Genomic DNA, 17753 nt, shown 5'->3' on the forward strand with positions numbered 1-17753 from the left:
TGACGAGCGGGGAGAAGGTGTGATGCAGCTGTGGCTGTGGGCGCCGGCTTCCCGTTTTTGTTTGTAAGGCGATTAATGTTGGATATTGAAATGTTTTGGAGAAATAAAAAAGCTCCTAGGCGTGTTGCCTGGAGCTTTGTGAGCTTGTGGATTTGAAATTAGGAAGCAATGAGGTGATCGAAGCCGAGCCAGGTTTTGACATCATAGAGGTGATAGTCAAAAGGCAGGTCGTCGATAACGAGCTTAGCCAGGTGGTTGTCACCGGCGCTGAGTTTGGAGGCTAGGAGATCGAAGGCGTCGGTGGTGAAGATGCCTTCGGCTGTGCCAGCTGGGGCTGATGCGTCAACGATGGTGACGCAGGTGCCGTTTGCGTCGCAGTGTATGGAAATGCTGCCGGTGTCTGAGCATGAAATGCTGCCAAGGACGTTGGCGGTCTTGCCCTCAAAGTTGCCGTTGATGACCATGCCATTGTTGAGTACGATGTAGCCTTTCATACTTATCCCTCCGTTGAATATATATACAATCAATGTGATATTTAATCTTTATCTGTTATAAATAATAGCATATATTAATAAATAGTCAAGTTGTTTTTGGAAGTTTTTTGTGATGGGTTTATATGGACGGGATGACTGGAGGCAGGAGCTGGGGACTGGTGTTTGAGGTGAATCTTGTCAAATAAAATACCGCTGATTCATAGCTCTCGAATCATGCGGCACTTTGGATAAGTAATTTGGGGATCAGACGGCAGCCTATTTCATTGCGACAGCGCCATGGGGACAGACAGCAACGCATTTTTTGCAGCCTATGCAAAGGGCGGCGTCTATGATGGGATGCTCTGCTTTTAGGAACTTTCTTTTTTGAGTCACAGCGCCGGTCGGGCAGACGCGTTTAACTGGACAAAATGGAGATTGATCGCATTTATTTTTAACTATAAAGGCTTTTTTCAAGAGTGGTGGCTCCTTTCTGCACCCCCTACCATAGGGGGTTGTTAATAACACTATACCCGAACTTAAAGAGGGTGTCAAGAATGTTGAGGGGGGATTTTAGGGCGAATGGAAATGAGAAATTTGTGTGGCTTTGGTGACGCGCTGCAGAACAGTATAAAGGTGAATAATTAATATTCATGCGAAAGCTCTGGCACGGTTTTTGAGTGGGTGACAGGCACTGAAATGGTTTTTGTCCACGTCCCCAAAGTTGAAGTTGTTCGCGAGTGTTATGTTCTATTATCCACAAGTTAAATTATGATAATTGCTGAACCCGCTGCTTGAATGACCTGCCGGATCGTGAGACAATGGAAAAAACCTAGAAATTGTGATCTTGGAGGCTAAATATGAATATTCAAATTTTCGGGAAGTCGAAATGCTTTGATACGAAAAAAGCAGAGCGGTATTTTAAAGAGCGGGGCATTAAGTTTCAAAAGATAGATCTGCTGGACAAGGGCCTAAGCAAAGGGGAACTGAACTGTGTCGCCGCAGCGTTGGGGCTCAATGCTTTATTTGACATGGAATCGCCACTTTACAAAGAGCTCAATCTGGACCGCATTGGCGGTCACGAGCTGCGTGCGGAGATCCTTTTGAATCATCCCAAGCTCTTTAAGACACCCATAGTGCGTAATGGCAAGCAAGCGACGCTTGGGTATTGTCCTGAGATCTGGAAGACTTGGTTGTAAGGATGAACACCCTGTTTTTCCCCAAAAATAATATCCTCATAACCCGCTTCAAGCCGTTGACATCACCTATACTTGGAGTATAATGAGGCTATACAATTACATAGGCAGATCATCTCCGAAATGGCAAACCGGCTGAAAGGCCGGGACGCAAAGTGACGGACCTAAAGCATCTGAAAGGATGCCATGGTGGCCGCACCGCCGAAGGATGACTTCACAGGCACTATAGCGTTCCTGGAGCATGATTCTGCAATTCCAAACCAAAGGGAGGAAGACAGATGAAACGCAACAGCAGGAGTAAGGGGTTAGTGCTTTTTTTGATGCTTGTTTTAGTTCTCACCATGAGCGTCATGCCGTCCGTAGCCGCAAAGCCTGAAAAAGAAGTAAAGGTTAAGCCGATGGTCACAGAACAAACCAAACCAGTGAAGGTAGTTCGGGATGAGGCGTGGAAAGCTGCGAAAGATGCTGCAGAGGTGCTTAAAGAACAATTGGAAGTTTCTAAGGATACTCTCGAATTAGAATATGAGACACTGGTGGCGGCGGGAGATACAGAAGGCGCACTGGCTAAAGCCGCAGAGCTGGCAACTGCTAAAGCGAGTTTCGCAGCAGCCAAAGCTGCACTCAAGAGTGTCATCAAAAATGGCTATACACAGGAAGAGCTCACAACAATCGATGCAATTGGCGTAGCGCTCGTCCAAGCGGATTCAACTATTCAAGTTCTTCCGGTCGAAAATATCATTGTCAAAGGCAAACATCTTGGTTTTGATACGCCGCCTGTCATTAAATCCGGGCGCACTTTAGTGCCGGTGAGGGCACTGGTCCAGGCTTTTGGTGCTGAAGTTAAATGGAATCCGGTCGATCAAACAGTGACTATTACAAAAGGTGACCAGATGATTGTTCTGACACTTGGAGAAACAGAAGTCGTTGTCAATGATGGTACTATTCAACTTGACGTTCCCGCTCAAGCCATGAACGGCAGAACCGTAGTCCCACTCAGATTTATTGCAGAGCAAATGGGTTTTGAAGTGGATTATGAGGATGGGGACATCACGATAGAAGAAGTCGAAGTGGATCAAACGGTTCAAATGACTGAAACGACTGAAGAGTCTGATGAGCCTGAAGAAGCAGAAGATAACGCTTTGGAAGAAGAAACAGAATTAACTGAAACTGAGGAATAGTTACAGGCTGATCATTAATCTAATATTATACCTGCTGAAATAGTGAAGAGCGGTTGTCAAGGGATCCTAATCCACCTTGCCAACCGCTCTTTTTCACTTCCCGTACCTGACACCCAAAATGAAGATGATGAAGATGTTTTTGCTGAAAGCCTGTAATAGCAGACTTGTCAAAAAAATTAAACGTCAGCGTTCCGAAAATCGTGCCAGGTACGGGTAAAACATCTTAACTGAAAATCATTCGTTTACAAACGTGCGTTAAAAAAGTATAATTAAATCACGGTTGTAAATGATGAGAGGAAAGTGGTGACTCTATGGATTCGACCTTTAAAACCATAAAGAAAATTGCTGAGAATAATGATGGTATTGTTACAACTAAGCAGATTGAAGATGCCGGTTTAAGGAGGATGGTAATCAAACCTTATGTTGAAGACGGGAGTCTTATTAGAGAATCGCAAGGGATCTATTCGTTGGCATCGAATGTGGTAGATGAGTTTAAATTGATTCAATTAAGAAGTGACAAGATTGTTTTTTCATATGGAACAGCACTTTATATACAAGGTATGTCTGATCGTGTACCTCACTTTTTTGATGTGAGTGTTCCGCAAGGTTACAACTGTTCCAGAATTAAAAAGACTTATCCTGATCTTCGGTTTCATTATGTAAGTAAAGAGTTATGGCCTTTAGGCATAGAAAATGTGAAGTCGCCTATGGGCGCTGAAATCAAAGTGTATGACAAGGAACGCTGCATTTGTGATTTGATTCGTAATAAGAAAAACATGGATATGCAGCTCTATACACATGCTTTAAAAGAGTATTTTAAGTCTGGAAGCAATATAAGAAAAATTATAAAATACGCAAAACATTTAGGATGTGAAAATGAAATCAGGATTTATTTAGAAGTTCTGATCTAATGCCCTGTATAAAAAAATGGAGGGATGTCAATGAAAACACCTGAACAAATGAAAGGTGCATTACGTAATTTTTCGAAAGATAAAAATTTGAAGTCGCAGGAAGTCCTGCATATGTATCTCTTTGAAAGAATTTTGGAAAGATTGTCCATATCGAAATATAAGAACAATTTTATTTTAAAAGGTGGTCTGCTAATCGCTTCAATGATTGGTGTCGAAAATAGAAGCACTTTGGATATGGACGCAACGGTAAGAGGGATCCCAATGAATGAGGATGAGATAAGAGAGGTAATTATGGACTTGCTTCAGAATGATGTCGGGGACGGAATTCAATTTATATTTCAAAAGATGGAGCCTATCAGAGAGGGTGATGTTTACGACAACTATCGTATCCACATTAAAGCTTTGTACGGTAAAATTAATGTACCTATGAAAATTGACATAACAACTGGGGATGTTATAACACCAGCAGCTATTGATTACGCCTACAAATTATTCTTCGATGATAAAACTATTTCTGTGATGGCATATAATATTGAGACGATTTTAGCTGAAAAATTCGAAACAATTATCCGGAGAAACATTGGAACTACAAGAGCCAGAGATTTTTATGACCTCCACTTTTTGTTCAAAAGTCGATTTGGAGAAATATGCAAAAATGACTTTAGAAGGGCGGTTGAAAACACCGCAAGAAAAAGGGGCTCATCCGAGTATATGAAGCAATGGAATGAGATATGTGAAGAAATTCAAAAAGAGCCTGCATTGGAGAAACTTTGGGTTAATTATCAGGCTGATAACTATTATGCCTCTGACTTAACGTTCGCAGACGTGACAAACAATGTTCTAGAAGTCGCGCAATATCTATATTCAAATGACAATAAGTAAATTACTTCAAAAAGAATAGCGGGTGCCACGGGATCTTCACCATGGCACCCGCTATTCTTCTTCAACCAAAAGTGAAACGGGTTCACCCATTTCACTTTCCTTTTCCGCCGGCCTTGTCCATTTATCGCGCCGACTTAACCTCCGTCCAGACCCTGTTATAAGCCTCAATGAAATCCCCTAAATCCAGAAGCACTTCGAGGTTGGCTAAGTCCGCATCGTCCGGATAGGCGGTTTTGTCTCCGGAAATCTCTGGATCCAGAAGGGCTAAAGTCTCTTTGTTAGGCGTGGAATAGCCAATATACTCCGCGTTTTTCTGCCCAATTTCAGGGCGGCTGAGGAAATCTATAAACTTGTGAGCCATTTCAACATTCTGGGCGCCCTTTGGTATGACTATGTTGTCAAACCAGAGATTGCTGCCTTCCTTAGGAATGACGTAGGCTAAATCTTCATTCTCTGAGATCATATAGACCGCGTCACCGGACCAGCAGAAGGCTATGGCCGCCTCGCCGCCAATCATCATATCCTTGAGATTGTCGCCGGCATAAGCCAGAACTAACGGCTTCTGCTCAATCAGCGCAGCCTTTGCAGCCTCCAGTTCCTCCAGGCTCTTCGTATTGATGGAGTAACCCAGCTTTTTCAGCGCCACCGCAATGGAATCCCGCTGGCTGTCCAGCATCAGGATCTGCTTTTCATATTTAGGATCCCAAAGAGCATTCCAGCTGTCAATTTCCTCCTCAATCATAGAGGTGTTGTAGATAATCCCCACGGTGCCCCACATATAAGGAACGGAAAATTGATTGCCCGGATCGAAATCCAAATCTTTAAAGCGATCATCAATGGCGGAGAAGTTTGGTATTTGCGTCAGATCAATTGGCTCCACCAAATCTTCGCGGATCATTTTCTCAATCATGTAGTCCGAAGGAATAGCTATGTCGTAAGGCGTCCCGCCTTGTTTAAGCTTGACGTAGAGGTCTTCGTTGGTGGCGTAGGTGTCGTAGATGACCTCCACATTGAATTCTGTTTCAAATTCATCCAGCACGGTTTCGTCAATATAGTCACCCCAGTTGTAGACATAGAGTTTTTCTGCAGGCTCGGACCCTGCGCAGCCGCTCATAAGCAGCAGGACCACCATCAACAGCCCAATCACCTTCAATGTCCCACGCGTTCCAATCCAAGACTTTTCTTTTCCATTCGCATTCACAGTCAAGTTCAATTTCACTTCTGTGTCACATCCTTTCCAGCGTGTCGGTTTTTGGCAGGACGACGCCTGCCCCTTTTTCAGATCTTCGGTTGATCACAAACAACAGCAGCAGCACCGTCACAAACATCAATGTCGACAGCGCGTTGATCTCCGGCTTGATGCCCCGTCGGGCCATACTGTAAATCTCAATGGACAGGTTGCTGACCCCGCCGCCGGTGGTGAAGAAGCTGATGACGAAGTCATCAATGGACAAGGTGAAGGCCATGAGAAAGCCTGTAATAATTCCCGGCATGATCTCAGGCAGGATCACCTTGCGAAAGGCATACCATGGTGTCGCGCCCAGATCCAGAGCCGCGTCCAGCATCTCACTCGAGAGCTGCTTGAACTTAGGCAGCACCGACAAAATGACATAGGGCGTGCTGAAGGTGATGTGGGCCATTAGCATTGTCAGGAAGCCCAGCCGTGTCCCAGTGAACACAAACAGCGACATCAGCGCGATCCCCGTCACAATGTCCGGGTTGAGGATGGGCAGGTTGTTGATGCCCAGCACGAAGCCCTTAATCCGCCCCCGCATCTGGCTCAGTCCGAAGGCCGCGAAAGTGCCCATCACTGTAGAAATCAGGGAGGAGATCAGCGCGATTGCCAGGGTGTAGTACAAGGCGCTCAAAATCTTGTCATCCTGGAATAATTCCGCGTACCAGCGCAGAGAGAACCCCGACCAGTTGGAGGTAGATTTGGAGTCATTGAAGGAAAACACGATCAGTACCGCGATGGGCGCGTAAAGGAAGGTGAAAATGAGGAAGAGGTAGGATTTTTGTAACCATCGGCTCAAAAGAAGCTCACCCCGCTCCCATTTTTATCTGTTTTTCCAAGAATCCACATGGAGACCAGGATCAACGCCATCAGGACCACAGAGATGGACGCACCGAAGTTCCAGTCATAAACGCTCAGGAACTGGTCCTTGATCAGGTTCCCAACCAGATTGACCTGGGAACCGCCCAGGAGGTCGGAGATGACAAAGGTGCTGACCGCCGGCATGAATACCATCATGACGCCGGACACCACACCCGGCAGTGACAGCGGCAGCGTGACCCGCCAGAAGACGTGAAGCCGGTTCGCCCCCAGATCCTGTGCCGCCTCAATGACGCTGCGGTCCATGCGGATCAGCACCGTGAAAATAGGCAGCACCATGAACGGCAGAAAGTTGTACACCATGCCCAGCAGCACGGCCCCCTCATTGAAAAGCAGATTCAAGGGCGGGATGCCGATGGTCGCCAGAAGCCCATTCAGCAGCCCGTTCCGGCCAAGAATGGGGATCCAGGCGTAGGTTCTCAGCAGAAAATTCATCCACATAGGTAAGATGATCATAGTCATAGCAGTCCTTTGGGCACTGGGTTTCAGGCCTGCCATAATCATGGCTAGGGGGTAACCTATGACGAGACAGAGGATGGTGGACTGAAACGCGATCCAGATGGATAGCCCCAGGACCTTGAGGTAGAGGGGATCCGTGAATTTGATGAAGCCGTCAAGGGAGAATTCGGGACCACGGTCACCCGTCCTGATGAGGCTATAACCCAGGACCATGACGAGTGGAACCACGATCAGAAGAAAGCTCCAAAGGAGGTATGGGGCTGTACTGAGCCGTTTAAGCATAGACGTCAGCCTCCTCCGCTTCCTTGAATGGCGTGCTTTCGTGAACTGGCGAAACGCTTTTTTTCATGATGTGAATGTCATCCGGCGTGATTCGAAGGCCTACCTCCGAATCCTCAGGGGCCAGGTCGGTGCTATGGACCAGCCATTCGCGCCCATCCACCAGAACCACCATTTCGTAGTGGACACCTTTAAAGAGGGCGGAGTCGACTATGCCCCGGAGCAGGCCCTCTGCGGGTGCGACCAGATCAATGTCTTCAGGTCGGATGACGACGTCCACGGGTTCGTTTTGCGAAAAGCCTGCATCCAGGCAGGGGAAGGTTCGTCCGGCGAACGCCACCCAGTAGTCTTCTTTCATGACCCCTGGGATCAGGTTGCTCTCGCCTATGAAGTCTGCCACAAAAGCATTGGCCGGTTCGTTATAGATGTCCTGGGGTGTGCCAATCTGCTGGATCCGTCCGTGGTTCATGACGATGATTCGGTTGGACATGGTCAGTGCTTCTTCCTGGTCGTGGGTCACGTAGATGAAGGTGATGCCAAGATCCTGCTGCATGTATTTCAGTTCAATTTGCATTTCTTTTCTGAGTTTTAGGTCCAGGGCACCCAAGGGTTCGTCCAGGAGCAGCACTTTAGGCTCGTTGACCAGGGCTCTGGCTATGGCAATCCTCTGCTGCTGACCACCACTGAGGGAGCTGACGGCTCTTTTTTCAAAACCATTGAGGTTAACCAGCTCCAGCATTCGGGCGACGCGCCTTTTGATCTCACTCTCGTCAGTTTTCTTGATTCTGAGACCGAAAGCTATGTTTTCGAAGATATTGAGATGAGTGAAGAGGGCGTATCTCTGAAAAATAGTATTAACCGGCCGCTCATAAGGCGGCACGTGAGTGATGGATTTGCCTTCAAACAGAATGTCGCCCTCGGTGGGCGCTTCAAATCCGCCAATCATCCTGAGGGTCGTGGTTTTGCCGCAGCCGCTGGGTCCCAGGATGGTCATAAACTCCCTGGAATCCACATGAAAGCTGATGTCGTCCACAACGCGGTCTTCACCGAAGACTTTGACGAGATGATTGACCTGAATCATTTTGTCTTCCAATTTGCATGCCCCCAAATCGAGCCGGCCTGTTGGCGGCGTTTTCAATAGCAATTTTCATATTAACGTCATTTCTGACATTGAAAATAATACCCGGGTTTACTTTCACTAAACTTCTAGACGCAGAATATTATACTAAAAAGTTGGGGTAAATTGAAGCGGAAACTCGGTGTCTGCGTCTGGCGCCTATTGCGTCTGGCGCCTATCGAACCCGAGTTTCTTTCAAAAAAAAGAAGGCCAGCCGGCCTTCTCTAACCTTTTCAAAATCCCTTGTCGTCCTCTACTTCAAATGCTGCGCCAGCAACATCATAGGACCGCGCATGTCGTCCGCCGGAACCTGGCCCGGAGCGGAGACGCCTTTGCCGGCGCAGAAGGTGATGACGGAGTGGCTGAAGCCGGCGGCGAGGCGGCTGATGAGGCCATCGCCGCTCATGGAGATGGTGACGGCGTGGGTGGCGTCCGGCAGGTCGTTATAGCGCACAGAGGCCAGCATGAGGTTCAGGACGTCTTCACGGGACTGCGGCATGACCGCCAGCTTCACCACATCAGCGCCAAGGGACTGTGCTTCAACGAGGCGGGCCACCATGTCGTCAACCTCAGGCGTGGACTTGAAGTCGTGGCTGGACAAAATCAAAGCGACGCCAGCACTTTGGGTCAGCTCGCGCACGGGCTCGATCAAGGTTTGCGGGCTGGCGGCTTCGATGTCTACCAATGAGACGAGCCCTGTGGCAACCACTGCTTCAATGACCGCAAGCCGCGTCTCATCTGTCAGGACCTGCGCGCCGCCCTCCATGGCACTGCGCAGGGTAAAGAGGAGGGGGATGCCTCCGAGACCATCGGCTAAAGCATTTAGGCCTTTAAGGGCTAATGGAGGGTCATCGATCCCTTCATAATAATCCGCGCGCCATTCCACCAGGTCAGGTTGGTGTTCAAGGGCGGTGCGGCACTCTTCCACCAGCGCCTCAATGGTTTTGCCCACAAAAGGCATGGTAATCAGCGGACTGCCGCCGCCGAGGAGCTTATCCTTGATCTGGATGGGTGCTTTTGTCATAATGTTTGCCTCCTAAGCGCTATAAACTGCTGACGTCCCGAAGAGGCAGAGGCCGGTCGATCTCCAGCTGCATCAAGCGGTCGACGATCTCCATGCAAATCTCCTCTTCGGTCTTGTTATCTGTAATAATAGCAATATCCGCCGCGGATTCATAGAGGGAAAGTCGCGGATCCAGCAGGGTGCCAATCTTGTCCACGGACATATTGTCCTTGAGCAGCGGCCGGGTGTCGTCGGTGGCAATGCGGCTGTAAATCTGTTCCGGGCTGGCTTTCAACCATACGACAATGCCGTTGCTTCTTAGGTTGTCCACGTTGGCCTTGTTCAGCACGACGCCACCGCCGCCGCACAGGATGATGACGTTCTGGTGCTGGCTCAGCTCCTCCACGGTCTTCGATTCCAGCTCACGGAAGTATGGCTCGCCGTACTGGGCGAAGATGTCGCTGATTTTCATGCGCGCCCGGGTCTCAATGACCTGGTCCACGTCGATCTGGTCCATGGCAAGCATTTTAGATAGCGCTTTGCCGATGGTCGTCTTCCCACTCCCCATAAAGCCCACCAGCGAGATGTGGTAAGGGAAGAGAAGGCGGGACTGAATGCGCCGGCAGCTGCGGAGCACATGAGTCTGAATGGTCTTGATCTCTTCGCGGAAAGACGGGTCGTGGACATATTGACCAATGTTTTGTATGATGGCGCGCTCTCGGTCTTGGCTAAAGATAGGCATGCCGAGGGATTTTTTTTCTTCCATGATCTCGAGAATAATGCTGAGACGTTCTTCGAGCAGTGTGGCCAGCGCGCGGTCGCAGTGGTCGACCTGGTTTCTGAGCTCTTGAAGACGGTCCATAGAAACAGCTCCTTTCGTTTTAGGTGGAAGGCGGTGTCAGACACCTTTTTCCACACGCTTTGGGCGGTGGTCTGGATGTAACTTAATTTTGGAAGGAAGGGGGTGTCTGACACCCATTTCCTATGTGAGGTTAAATGACGCCCCGCTTATAAGTACCTAAGAATCTAAAATAAGGACAGTGTTTTCTGGCGGCGTCTATGGCATTCAGGAATGAGTCAGTATCCGCGCGGCCCTCTGCGTCCAGATAGATGAAGTATTCCCAAGGACGATCGGGAACGGGTCTTGATTCAATGCGGAAGAGGTTGATTTTTTCCTGGGCGAAGTAGCCCAGGATTTCGTAGAGGGATCCAGCCTCGTGGCGGGTGGTGAGGACCATGGAGGTGCTGTCGGCTTCAGGGCTGGTCTCTGGGGTTTTGGTGAGGATCACGAAGCGCGTGGTGTTGACAGCGCTGTTTTGGATAGCCTTGCCTATAATCTCCAGGCCGTAGAGCTGAGCGGCTCGCTCGCTGCCAATGGCGGCAACACTGACGTCGTCCTGCTGGGCGACGTACTGGACGCTGACCGCGGTATTTTTCATAGGCACTTGTTTGATATTGAGGGTGTTGAGGAACAAGGTACATTGCTCAAGGCCCTGGGTGTGGGACCGGACTTCGCGTATGTCTTCTATCTTAACGCCTTTATGACCGATCAGGTGGTGCACAATTGGCACGAGGACTTCTCCTGTAATAAAGAGGTCTTTTTCTCTAATGAGGTCGTAGACCTCGTTGATGGCCCCTGTAGTGGAGTTCTCCGCCGGAAGGACGCCGTAGTCGAGCTCGCCGGAGAGGACGGCGTCACAGACCTCGTGAAAGGTTGCGTAGGCACGATAATCCTTGTTGTGTCCGAAGTATTTGAGGGTTGCCGTTTCGCCGTAGGAGCCCGGGATGCCGGCGTAGCCTGCGGTGCGATGCTCGCTGTGTGGGAAGTGCTGTGGCAGGACATCTTCGAGATGGCTGTCCTGCAGGGCGCGGCTGGAAGCCAGGATGGTTTTCATGATGCTGAGAATGCGCGTTTGGTGGTCCGGGTGTTTGATTTGTGAGGAGAGACGAGCGAGGAGCTTTTTTTCCCGCTCGGGGTCGTAGACGCGCATGCCTATTTCTTTTTTGATATTGCCAATTTCTTCAACGATGGTCATGCGGCGCTCCAGGAGCTCGACCAGTTTGTCGTCGAGCTGATCGATTTCATTTCGGTAGTTGTCTAATAAGTGCATGGAAATGGCTCCCTTCGAGTCTTGTCGGTATGTGTGTGGCTGGGTGGTCGTTGTGTACCATCGGCAGAGATTTTGGCTTTTGGTTGTTTGCTTTTTATTAGGCTTTTGAAACTTTGCCGCCGATTCCGGCAAAATCTTCGAAGAAGTGCGGGTAGGATTTTTTGACGGCACCGCTGCCTTCGATTTCAATGATTCCGCTGGCTTTGGCGGAGGCTATGGCGAGGCTCATGACGATGCGGTGGTCGTTCCAGCCTTCAGTCTGACCGCCGGTGAAGCCCTCAACGCCTTCAATGATGAGGCCTTCCGGCTCTTCGGTGATGTTGGCACCGAGCTTGTTAAGCTCTGTGCGGATGGCCAGGAGACGGTCGGATTCCTTCAGGCGAACGCGAGCGGCGTTGATGACGTGGGTCTGGCCCGCGCTGACCGCGGCCAGGGTGGCGCAAATTGGGACCAGGTCAGGGCACTGGGAGGCATCGATGACAGCGCCATGAGTTTTTGAAGGGTGGACGATCAGGTCGCCGTCCTTCCATTCCAGTTTGCCGCCCATGTCCCGGACGATTTGGAGGATGCGCTGGTCGCCCTGCTCGGAGTGTTCAGAGAGATCTTTCAGGATGAGGCCGTCGCCCATGAGGCCACCGGCGATCCAGAAGGCCGCCTGGGAGTAGTCGCCTTCCACGCGGTAGCTTGCGGGCTTGAAGGATTGATTGCCTTTGATTTTGTAGTGCTCCGGTGTGACGGTCTCGACCTGGATCCCGAAGATTTTAAGGATTTGGAGAGTGAGGGTCACGTAGTCTCTGGACTCAAGGGGCGAGGTCAGGATGATTTCGGAGTCGCCGTCCAGGAGCGGGAGGACGTACAGGAGGCCGGTGACGAACTGGGAGCTGATGTGGCCCGGCATTTCGAAAGTTCCAGCCTTCAGTTTGCCGTGAACGGTCAGAGGCAGCTGTCCCGGGTAGTCGTAGCTTATGCCTTGACGGTCGAAAAGGTCGAAGTAAGGATCCAGTGGACGGGTGGTCAGCTTGCCTTCGCCGGTGAAGACCACCGGGGCGTCGAAGAGGCCCGCAAATGGGATCAGGAAGCGGAGGGTTGAACCGGACTCGTTGCAGTGGAGGGGCTCGGTTGGCGCTTTCAGCGTGCCGCTTCTGCGGATGGTGAGCTTGTCGCCCTCCTGGATGGCTTCGACGCCCAGGGCTCTGACCGCTTCTGTGGTAGCGATGATGTCCTCGGAGAAGATGAGGTTCTCAATGACGCTTTCTCCCTCTGCCAGTGCCGCTGCCAGGACTGCGCGATGGCTGAGGCTTTTCGATGGTGGGATCCTGAGGGTGCCGCTTAGTTTTGCAGGTTCTATTCGTCTGATCATGGGATGGGCTCCTTTGAGAGTTAATTTGGGGTTGGTTTGGGGTCAGGTGCGGAGATGAACTCGAGACCTGGTGCTGTAATGAAATTGTAATACAAGGCGTGCCGCTGCGCTGCGCCCTAGTTGAGAAATGTACACCTTCGGCTGCCTGACGTGCACCTCGCTCCGCTCCGCTTCGCTTCAGTCACGGGCTGCGCCCTATACAAACAGCGACAATCCCGTACTTCAGAGAGCAAGCTCTCTTCAGCTCGGTATTCTCTCTGTTTGTGCACGTCTGTTAGCCTTCGCGGATGCACGTCTGTTAGCCTTCGCGGATGCACGTCTGTTAGCCTTCGCGGACGATCATGAAATTGTAATATATGGCATGCGCCTTAGTCTGTATCGACAACCCCAATCCCTATCCCCGACGCCTTAAGCAGCGACGCAGCCGTCAAGCGATCGGCATTTGAAGCAAAGCTGAGGGTGAAGGCGCCGCGCTGATTTTCTCTCGAGTGATCCAGGGCGAGGTCCTTGATATCGAGCTGATGGTCTGCAAGAAGTTTGGTGACTTCTGCCAGGATCCCCGGCCGGTCTTCGAGTTCGAGTCGGAGGGGATAAAGCGACACCTCTTCGCTCGGGCGGATTGTGATAAGTCCTGAGCGAAGGCGCTGAGCCTCGCCCAGCGTGTCAACAATGGCTTGGTCCTCGACGTCTTGCAGGTTCTTCCTGAACCGCATCAGACCGTCTACCAAAGTGTCAATACTCGAAATAACTTCCGAGCGGTTGTGGACGAAAATGTCCCGCCACAGCGCCGGATCACCCATGGCGATCCGGGTGGTATCCCTGAATCCGCCGCCAGCGAACTTCAGCTGATCCGTCGGCAGGGAGGCGGCAAAGACTTCAACCAGGATAGAAGCGGTGAGATGCGGCAGGTGGCTGAGTCGCGCCGTTAGAGCGTCGTGTGCCTTTGGTTCGGTAATCACCGGAAGTGCGCCCAGCTTCAAGATCATCTGCTTCAGCAGATCCACCGGCTGTACCCCGCGAACCAGACCCTCAAAATGCGTATCCGGTGTCAGGAAAAAGTAAGCGTTTTCAAACAATATAGGCGATCCGGCATTGAAACCGCCTTTTTCAGAGCCCGCCATAGGGTGGCCGCCCACGAAGATGGCGCCTGTCCCGGTCAGGATATCCACAGCCGTTTCGTGAACGGTGCCTTTAACGCTGCCCACGTCCATGACCACAGTACCGGAGCCGATCAGCGGCAAAGCACTGACCATGGCTTCCCTGACTTTGCCCAGAGGGACTGCTATGACGATGAGTTCGGAGGTTGCATTGCCGGCGTTTTCTAAGTCGGCACCGATCTTTGATGGTGCAGCCGCCACTGTCGAAAACAAGCCTGACTGCCTCGCCTGGACCAGGGTCTGGGGATCCGGATCAAAACCGTTCAATTCCCCCAGAAACCCTTTGAGACGAAGCGCCTTGGCGAGAGACCCGCCAATCAGCCCCAGGCCCACAATGCTGATGCTATTAAAAAACGGAACCTCATCACTATCCGATGTTCGCATGTCGTAACCCCACCGTTTCCTCAAGTTTTATCAATTTGACTTCCTTGACTTCTTCCTTCTCATTGTAGATCTGATCCTGCAGTCTGCATAGATTGTGAATCTGATTGAGCTGGTGCATCAGGATTTCGAACTCCCGCGGCCGGAGAGACTGCGGTCCGTCGGAAAGGGCTTTTTCCGGCTCGTGATGGACTTCGATCATGAGACCATCGGCACCTACTGCGACAGCAGCCTTAGACAGCGGCCCCACCATGTCACGCCGCCCTGTGGCGTGGCTCGGATCCACAATAATTGGAAGGTGGCTCAGGGTCTTGATGGCCGTGACCACGGACAGGTCCAGAGTGTTGCGCATGTGCGGCTCAAAGGTCCGGATGCCGCGCTCGCACAAAATCACGTTTGGATTGCCATTTGCCAATATGTATTCCGCGCTCATGAGGAGGTCCTCGATAGTTGACGACATGCCGCGCTTGAGCAGCACCGGCTTCTTAGAACGCCCGGCACGCTTCAGGAGGGAGAAGTTCTGCATGTTCCTGGCGCCAATCTGCAGAATGTCCGTGTAAGCCTCGACCAGATCAAACTCCTCCGTGCACATAACTTCGGTGACGATGGGCATGCCGTTCGCCGCCCCTGCGTCCTTCATCAGCTTAAGCCCCAGTTCGCCAAGGCCCTGGAAGCTGTAAGGGGAGGTGCGGGGCTTGAACGCGCCGCCTCTCAGGATCGCGGTGCCAGCATTTCGAACCGCGCCAGCAATGATATCAATCTGTTCCCGGCTCTCAATGGAACAGGGCCCGGCCATGACGGTCAATTCACCGCCGCCTATGCGAAGTCCGCCAACCTCAACCACCGTGTCCTCCGGGTGAAATTCCCTGCTGGCCAGCTTGTAAGACGATTTGATGCGCTTCATGTCTTTGACATGGGGGTGGAAGGAGATCACCGAGAAGTCCAGGCGGTTTATGTCGCCTGTGAGTCGGAGCTCTCTGTCATTGCCGCGCTGTGCGAGTTCAACTTCTAATCCGTACTGCCGGATGACGTCCATAATGTGTTCGCATTCTTCGTGAGTGGTGGTCGTTTTGAGCGTGATAATCATAATATTGGCCTCCTAAGGTTTTATAAGTTTTTTTGTTTTTGCCGATGGTCAGGTTTAAGCCCCAATAACCATAAAAGCCATCCTCGCTCATGCCACCACCTCCTTTCGAGTATAAAAAAACAGAGCGCCTCTTTACTTAAAGAGACGCCCTGTCCAATCCAGGTCTAAGTCACTCGCCGGCACATCAGGCCACAGCCCTTAGTCCGATCTTTAAGCAATTTGAGGTTCTATCCGATTTGCCGTACGCCAAAAAGCCGAAGCCATAAAAGTAAAAGCTCCAGCTAAAGTAACCAAAATATTCAGCTGTCAGTTTAAGCGTACGTTGGACCAGTGTCATCTCAAACCACCCATTCCTTGAATTGATTGAGGCGTCCGTTTGCCTTTGCAAAAACCGGCCGCGCCTTTGAATAATTTTTCTCAGTGTAAACCCTGACGAAACAGATGTCAACACGAATTCAGAAAATTCCTGAAAAAAAGCCAAAGCTTTCGCAAATGAGGCGGGGAATGTACCATAAAATTTTATAAAGTATTTATGTAAGAACAATGTGCCCGCACTGACTTGTTAATGTTCGTGAAATCAAATTCGAACCAGATAAAGGTTTGACATGGCGCTGGATTCATATTATCATAATAGTAATTTCATAACATCTTCAGGGCAGGGTGAAATTCCCGACCGGTGGTACAGTCCACGAGCCGCTCCCGCGGTTGATCTGGTGCAATTCCAGAACCGACAGTAAAGTCTGGATGGAAGAAGATTGGTTTTTTATCTATGGTGCTTTTTCTGCGCACCCTGGATCAAAGCTGTATGGTCAAACCCTGAAGAACGACGCTTCAGGGTTTTTTATTTTTAAAAAAAAGGAAGGAAATTGGTATCTGCGGCAAGCGCCTATCGACCCCAATTTCCTTTCATCAGAAGAGGAGGGACCATGGATGAACGCCTATCACATTCAACACATGCAGCGCGCGCTGGAACTGGCTAAACTCGGCTCAGGAAAGACCAGTCCAAATCCTTTGGTAGGAGCGGTCATCGTTAAAGAGGGCCGGGTCATTGGTGAAGGCTACCATGCGAACTATGGCGGACCTCACGCCGAGGTGAACGCCATTGAGAATGCGTCCGAGTCGGTAGAAGGCGCTGAGATTTATGTCACTTTGGAACCGTGCTCCCATTATGGCAAAACGCCGCCTTGTGCCTTAAAGCTCATTGAGAACCGTTTCACTAAAGTCTACATTGCCATGGAGGATCCAAATCCCCTCGTCGCCGGAAGAGGCATTCAAATGCTGAGGAAGCAGGGCATCGAGGTCGAAGTTGGACTCCTGGAAAACGAAGCCAAAGCCCTCAATGAAGTCTTCATCAAATACATCACCACTAAAAAGCCTTTCTGCGTCATGAAGGCTGCCATGACCCTGGATGGGAAAATTGCCACGGTCACAGGTGAATCCAAGTGGATCACGTCGGAAGCCGCCAGGGCTTACGTTCATCAGCTGAGACATGAACTAAAGGGCATTATGGTGGGCATTGGCACGGTGCTGAAGGATGACCCTATGCTGACCACGCGGCTGGAAAAAAGCGAGGGCAGGGATCCGGTGCGGGTCGTCGTCGACTCGACCTTGAAGATCCCCCTGAACGCGAAAATACTTCATCTTGACTCAGAGGCGCCAACCCTGATCGCCACAACGGATCTCGCGGACCCGGCCAAAGCCACTGCGCTGCAGGCCATGCCCAATGTGAAGCTGATCATTGCACCTCAAAAAGACGGTAAAGTCGATCTGGATTATCTCATGTTTGTCCTGGGCGAGCAGGGCATTGACAGTCTGCTTCTGGAAGGTGGCGCGACGCTGAATGCCTCAGCGCTGGAAAGCAAAATCGTGGACAAAGTTCTGATGTTTATAGCGCCCAAGATTCTGGGAGGGCAGAATGCACCGACCCCGGTGGGCGGCAGCGGTATAGAGGCTCTCGAGAGTGCGGTTCGCCTGAAAGGGATGAAGGCAGTCGAAATGGGTGACGACCTGCTGGTGGAGGCGTGGATTGAGTGACCATCGGCAAAAACA

The 17753-nt window shown here is 50.7% G+C and carries 17 protein-coding genes and 2 riboswitches; of the genes, 5 read left to right on the forward strand and 12 right to left on the reverse strand.

The window, feature by feature from the left end; translation table 11 throughout:
• Positions 1-158 precede the first annotated feature (158 nt).
• Both AC4PHM_RS01985 and AC4PHM_RS01990 read right to left on the reverse strand, forming a co-directional pair.
• A complete protein-coding gene (locus AC4PHM_RS01985) occupies positions 159-494 on the reverse strand; it encodes a hypothetical protein (RefSeq protein WP_492019229.1) in 336 nt (111 codons plus the stop codon).
• Between the two features lie 255 nt (positions 495-749).
• Positions 750-947, reverse strand: a complete 198-nt coding sequence (locus AC4PHM_RS01990) for a 4Fe-4S binding protein (RefSeq protein ID WP_492019230.1) — start codon at positions 945-947, stop codon at positions 750-752.
• 383 nt (positions 948-1330) lie between these two features.
• Between AC4PHM_RS01990 and AC4PHM_RS01995 the strand changes: the two genes are divergently transcribed.
• The 4 genes from AC4PHM_RS01995 to AC4PHM_RS02010 all read left to right on the forward strand — a co-directional run bounded on the left by AC4PHM_RS01995 (position 1331) and on the right by AC4PHM_RS02010 (position 4637).
• The gene (locus AC4PHM_RS01995) at positions 1331-1669 is read left to right on the forward strand and encodes an arsenate reductase family protein (protein ID WP_492019231.1); all 339 of its coding nucleotides are present in this window, start codon (positions 1331-1333) and stop codon (positions 1667-1669) included.
• 112 nt (positions 1670-1781) lie between these two features.
• A riboswitch (cyclic di-GMP riboswitch) is annotated at positions 1782-1872 on the forward strand.
• Between the two features lie 72 nt (positions 1873-1944).
• On the forward strand, positions 1945-2844 hold the full coding sequence (locus AC4PHM_RS02000) for a stalk domain-containing protein (protein ID WP_492019232.1): 900 nt from the start codon (positions 1945-1947) through the stop codon (positions 2842-2844).
• A gap of 311 nt (positions 2845-3155) precedes the next feature.
• Complete coding sequence (locus tag AC4PHM_RS02005) at positions 3156-3755, forward strand: type IV toxin-antitoxin system AbiEi family antitoxin domain-containing protein (RefSeq protein ID WP_492019233.1); 600 nt, start codon at positions 3156-3158, stop codon at positions 3753-3755.
• Positions 3756-3785: 30 nt separating this feature from the next.
• Positions 3786-4637, forward strand: coding sequence for a nucleotidyl transferase AbiEii/AbiGii toxin family protein (locus tag AC4PHM_RS02010; protein ID WP_492019234.1), 852 nt, complete (start codon positions 3786-3788; stop codon positions 4635-4637).
• 121 nt (positions 4638-4758) lie between these two features.
• Here the strand turns inward: AC4PHM_RS02010 and AC4PHM_RS02015 are convergent, their stop codons facing one another.
• The 10 genes from AC4PHM_RS02015 to aroF form a co-directional block, all read right to left on the reverse strand.
• Entirely contained in the window at positions 4759-5856 is a 1098-nt protein-coding gene (locus AC4PHM_RS02015) for an ABC transporter substrate-binding protein (RefSeq protein ID WP_492019235.1), read from the reverse strand.
• A 7-nt stretch (positions 5857-5863) separates the two neighbouring features.
• Positions 5864-6610 (reverse strand): ABC transporter permease, encoded by a 747-nt coding sequence (locus AC4PHM_RS02020; RefSeq protein WP_492020442.1) that lies wholly within the window; start codon positions 6608-6610, stop codon positions 5864-5866.
• Positions 6611-6666: 56 nt separating this feature from the next.
• Positions 6667-7491, reverse strand: a complete 825-nt coding sequence (locus tag AC4PHM_RS02025; protein WP_492019236.1) for an ABC transporter permease — start codon at positions 7489-7491, stop codon at positions 6667-6669.
• Positions 7484-8581 (reverse strand): spermidine/putrescine ABC transporter ATP-binding protein, encoded by a 1098-nt coding sequence (gene potA / locus AC4PHM_RS02030; RefSeq protein ID WP_492019237.1) that lies wholly within the window; start codon positions 8579-8581, stop codon positions 7484-7486. Before potA ends, AC4PHM_RS02025 begins: the two co-directional genes overlap by 8 nt.
• 277 nt (positions 8582-8858) lie before the next feature.
• Positions 8859-9629 carry a type I 3-dehydroquinate dehydratase gene (gene aroD, locus AC4PHM_RS02035; protein WP_492019238.1) on the reverse strand — a complete coding sequence of 257 codons (771 nt, stop codon included), beginning with the start codon at positions 9627-9629 and terminating at the stop codon, positions 8859-8861.
• 19 nt (positions 9630-9648) lie between these two features.
• The gene (locus AC4PHM_RS02040; protein WP_492019239.1) at positions 9649-10470 is read right to left on the reverse strand and encodes a shikimate kinase; all 822 of its coding nucleotides are present in this window, start codon (positions 10468-10470) and stop codon (positions 9649-9651) included.
• A gap of 130 nt (positions 10471-10600) precedes the next feature.
• Positions 10601-11719 (reverse strand): bifunctional chorismate mutase/prephenate dehydratase, encoded by a 1119-nt coding sequence (locus AC4PHM_RS02045; protein WP_492019240.1) that lies wholly within the window; start codon positions 11717-11719, stop codon positions 10601-10603.
• Between the two features lie 97 nt (positions 11720-11816).
• Positions 11817-13079, reverse strand: a complete 1263-nt coding sequence (aroA, locus tag AC4PHM_RS02050) for a 3-phosphoshikimate 1-carboxyvinyltransferase (protein ID WP_492019241.1) — start codon at positions 13077-13079, stop codon at positions 11817-11819.
• A gap of 368 nt (positions 13080-13447) precedes the next feature.
• A complete protein-coding gene (locus AC4PHM_RS02055; RefSeq protein WP_492019242.1) occupies positions 13448-14620 on the reverse strand; it encodes a prephenate dehydrogenase/arogenate dehydrogenase family protein in 1173 nt (390 codons plus the stop codon).
• Positions 14604-15704 (reverse strand): 3-deoxy-7-phosphoheptulonate synthase, encoded by a 1101-nt coding sequence (gene aroF / locus AC4PHM_RS02060; protein WP_492019243.1) that lies wholly within the window; start codon positions 15702-15704, stop codon positions 14604-14606. The genes AC4PHM_RS02055 and aroF overlap by 17 nt, the downstream gene beginning before the upstream one ends.
• A gap of 642 nt (positions 15705-16346) precedes the next feature.
• Positions 16347-16464, forward strand: a riboswitch (FMN riboswitch).
• Positions 16465-16634: 170 nt separating this feature from the next.
• Between aroF and ribD the strand changes: the two genes are divergently transcribed.
• Positions 16635-17738: a bifunctional diaminohydroxyphosphoribosylaminopyrimidine deaminase/5-amino-6-(5-phosphoribosylamino)uracil reductase RibD gene (gene ribD, locus AC4PHM_RS02065; protein ID WP_492019244.1), complete on the forward strand. Its 1104-nt coding sequence runs from the start codon at positions 16635-16637 to the stop codon at positions 17736-17738.
• Positions 17739-17753: the final 15 nt, after the last annotated feature.

It is taken from the genome of Acidaminobacter sp. QWL-03, from assembly GCF_058683855.1.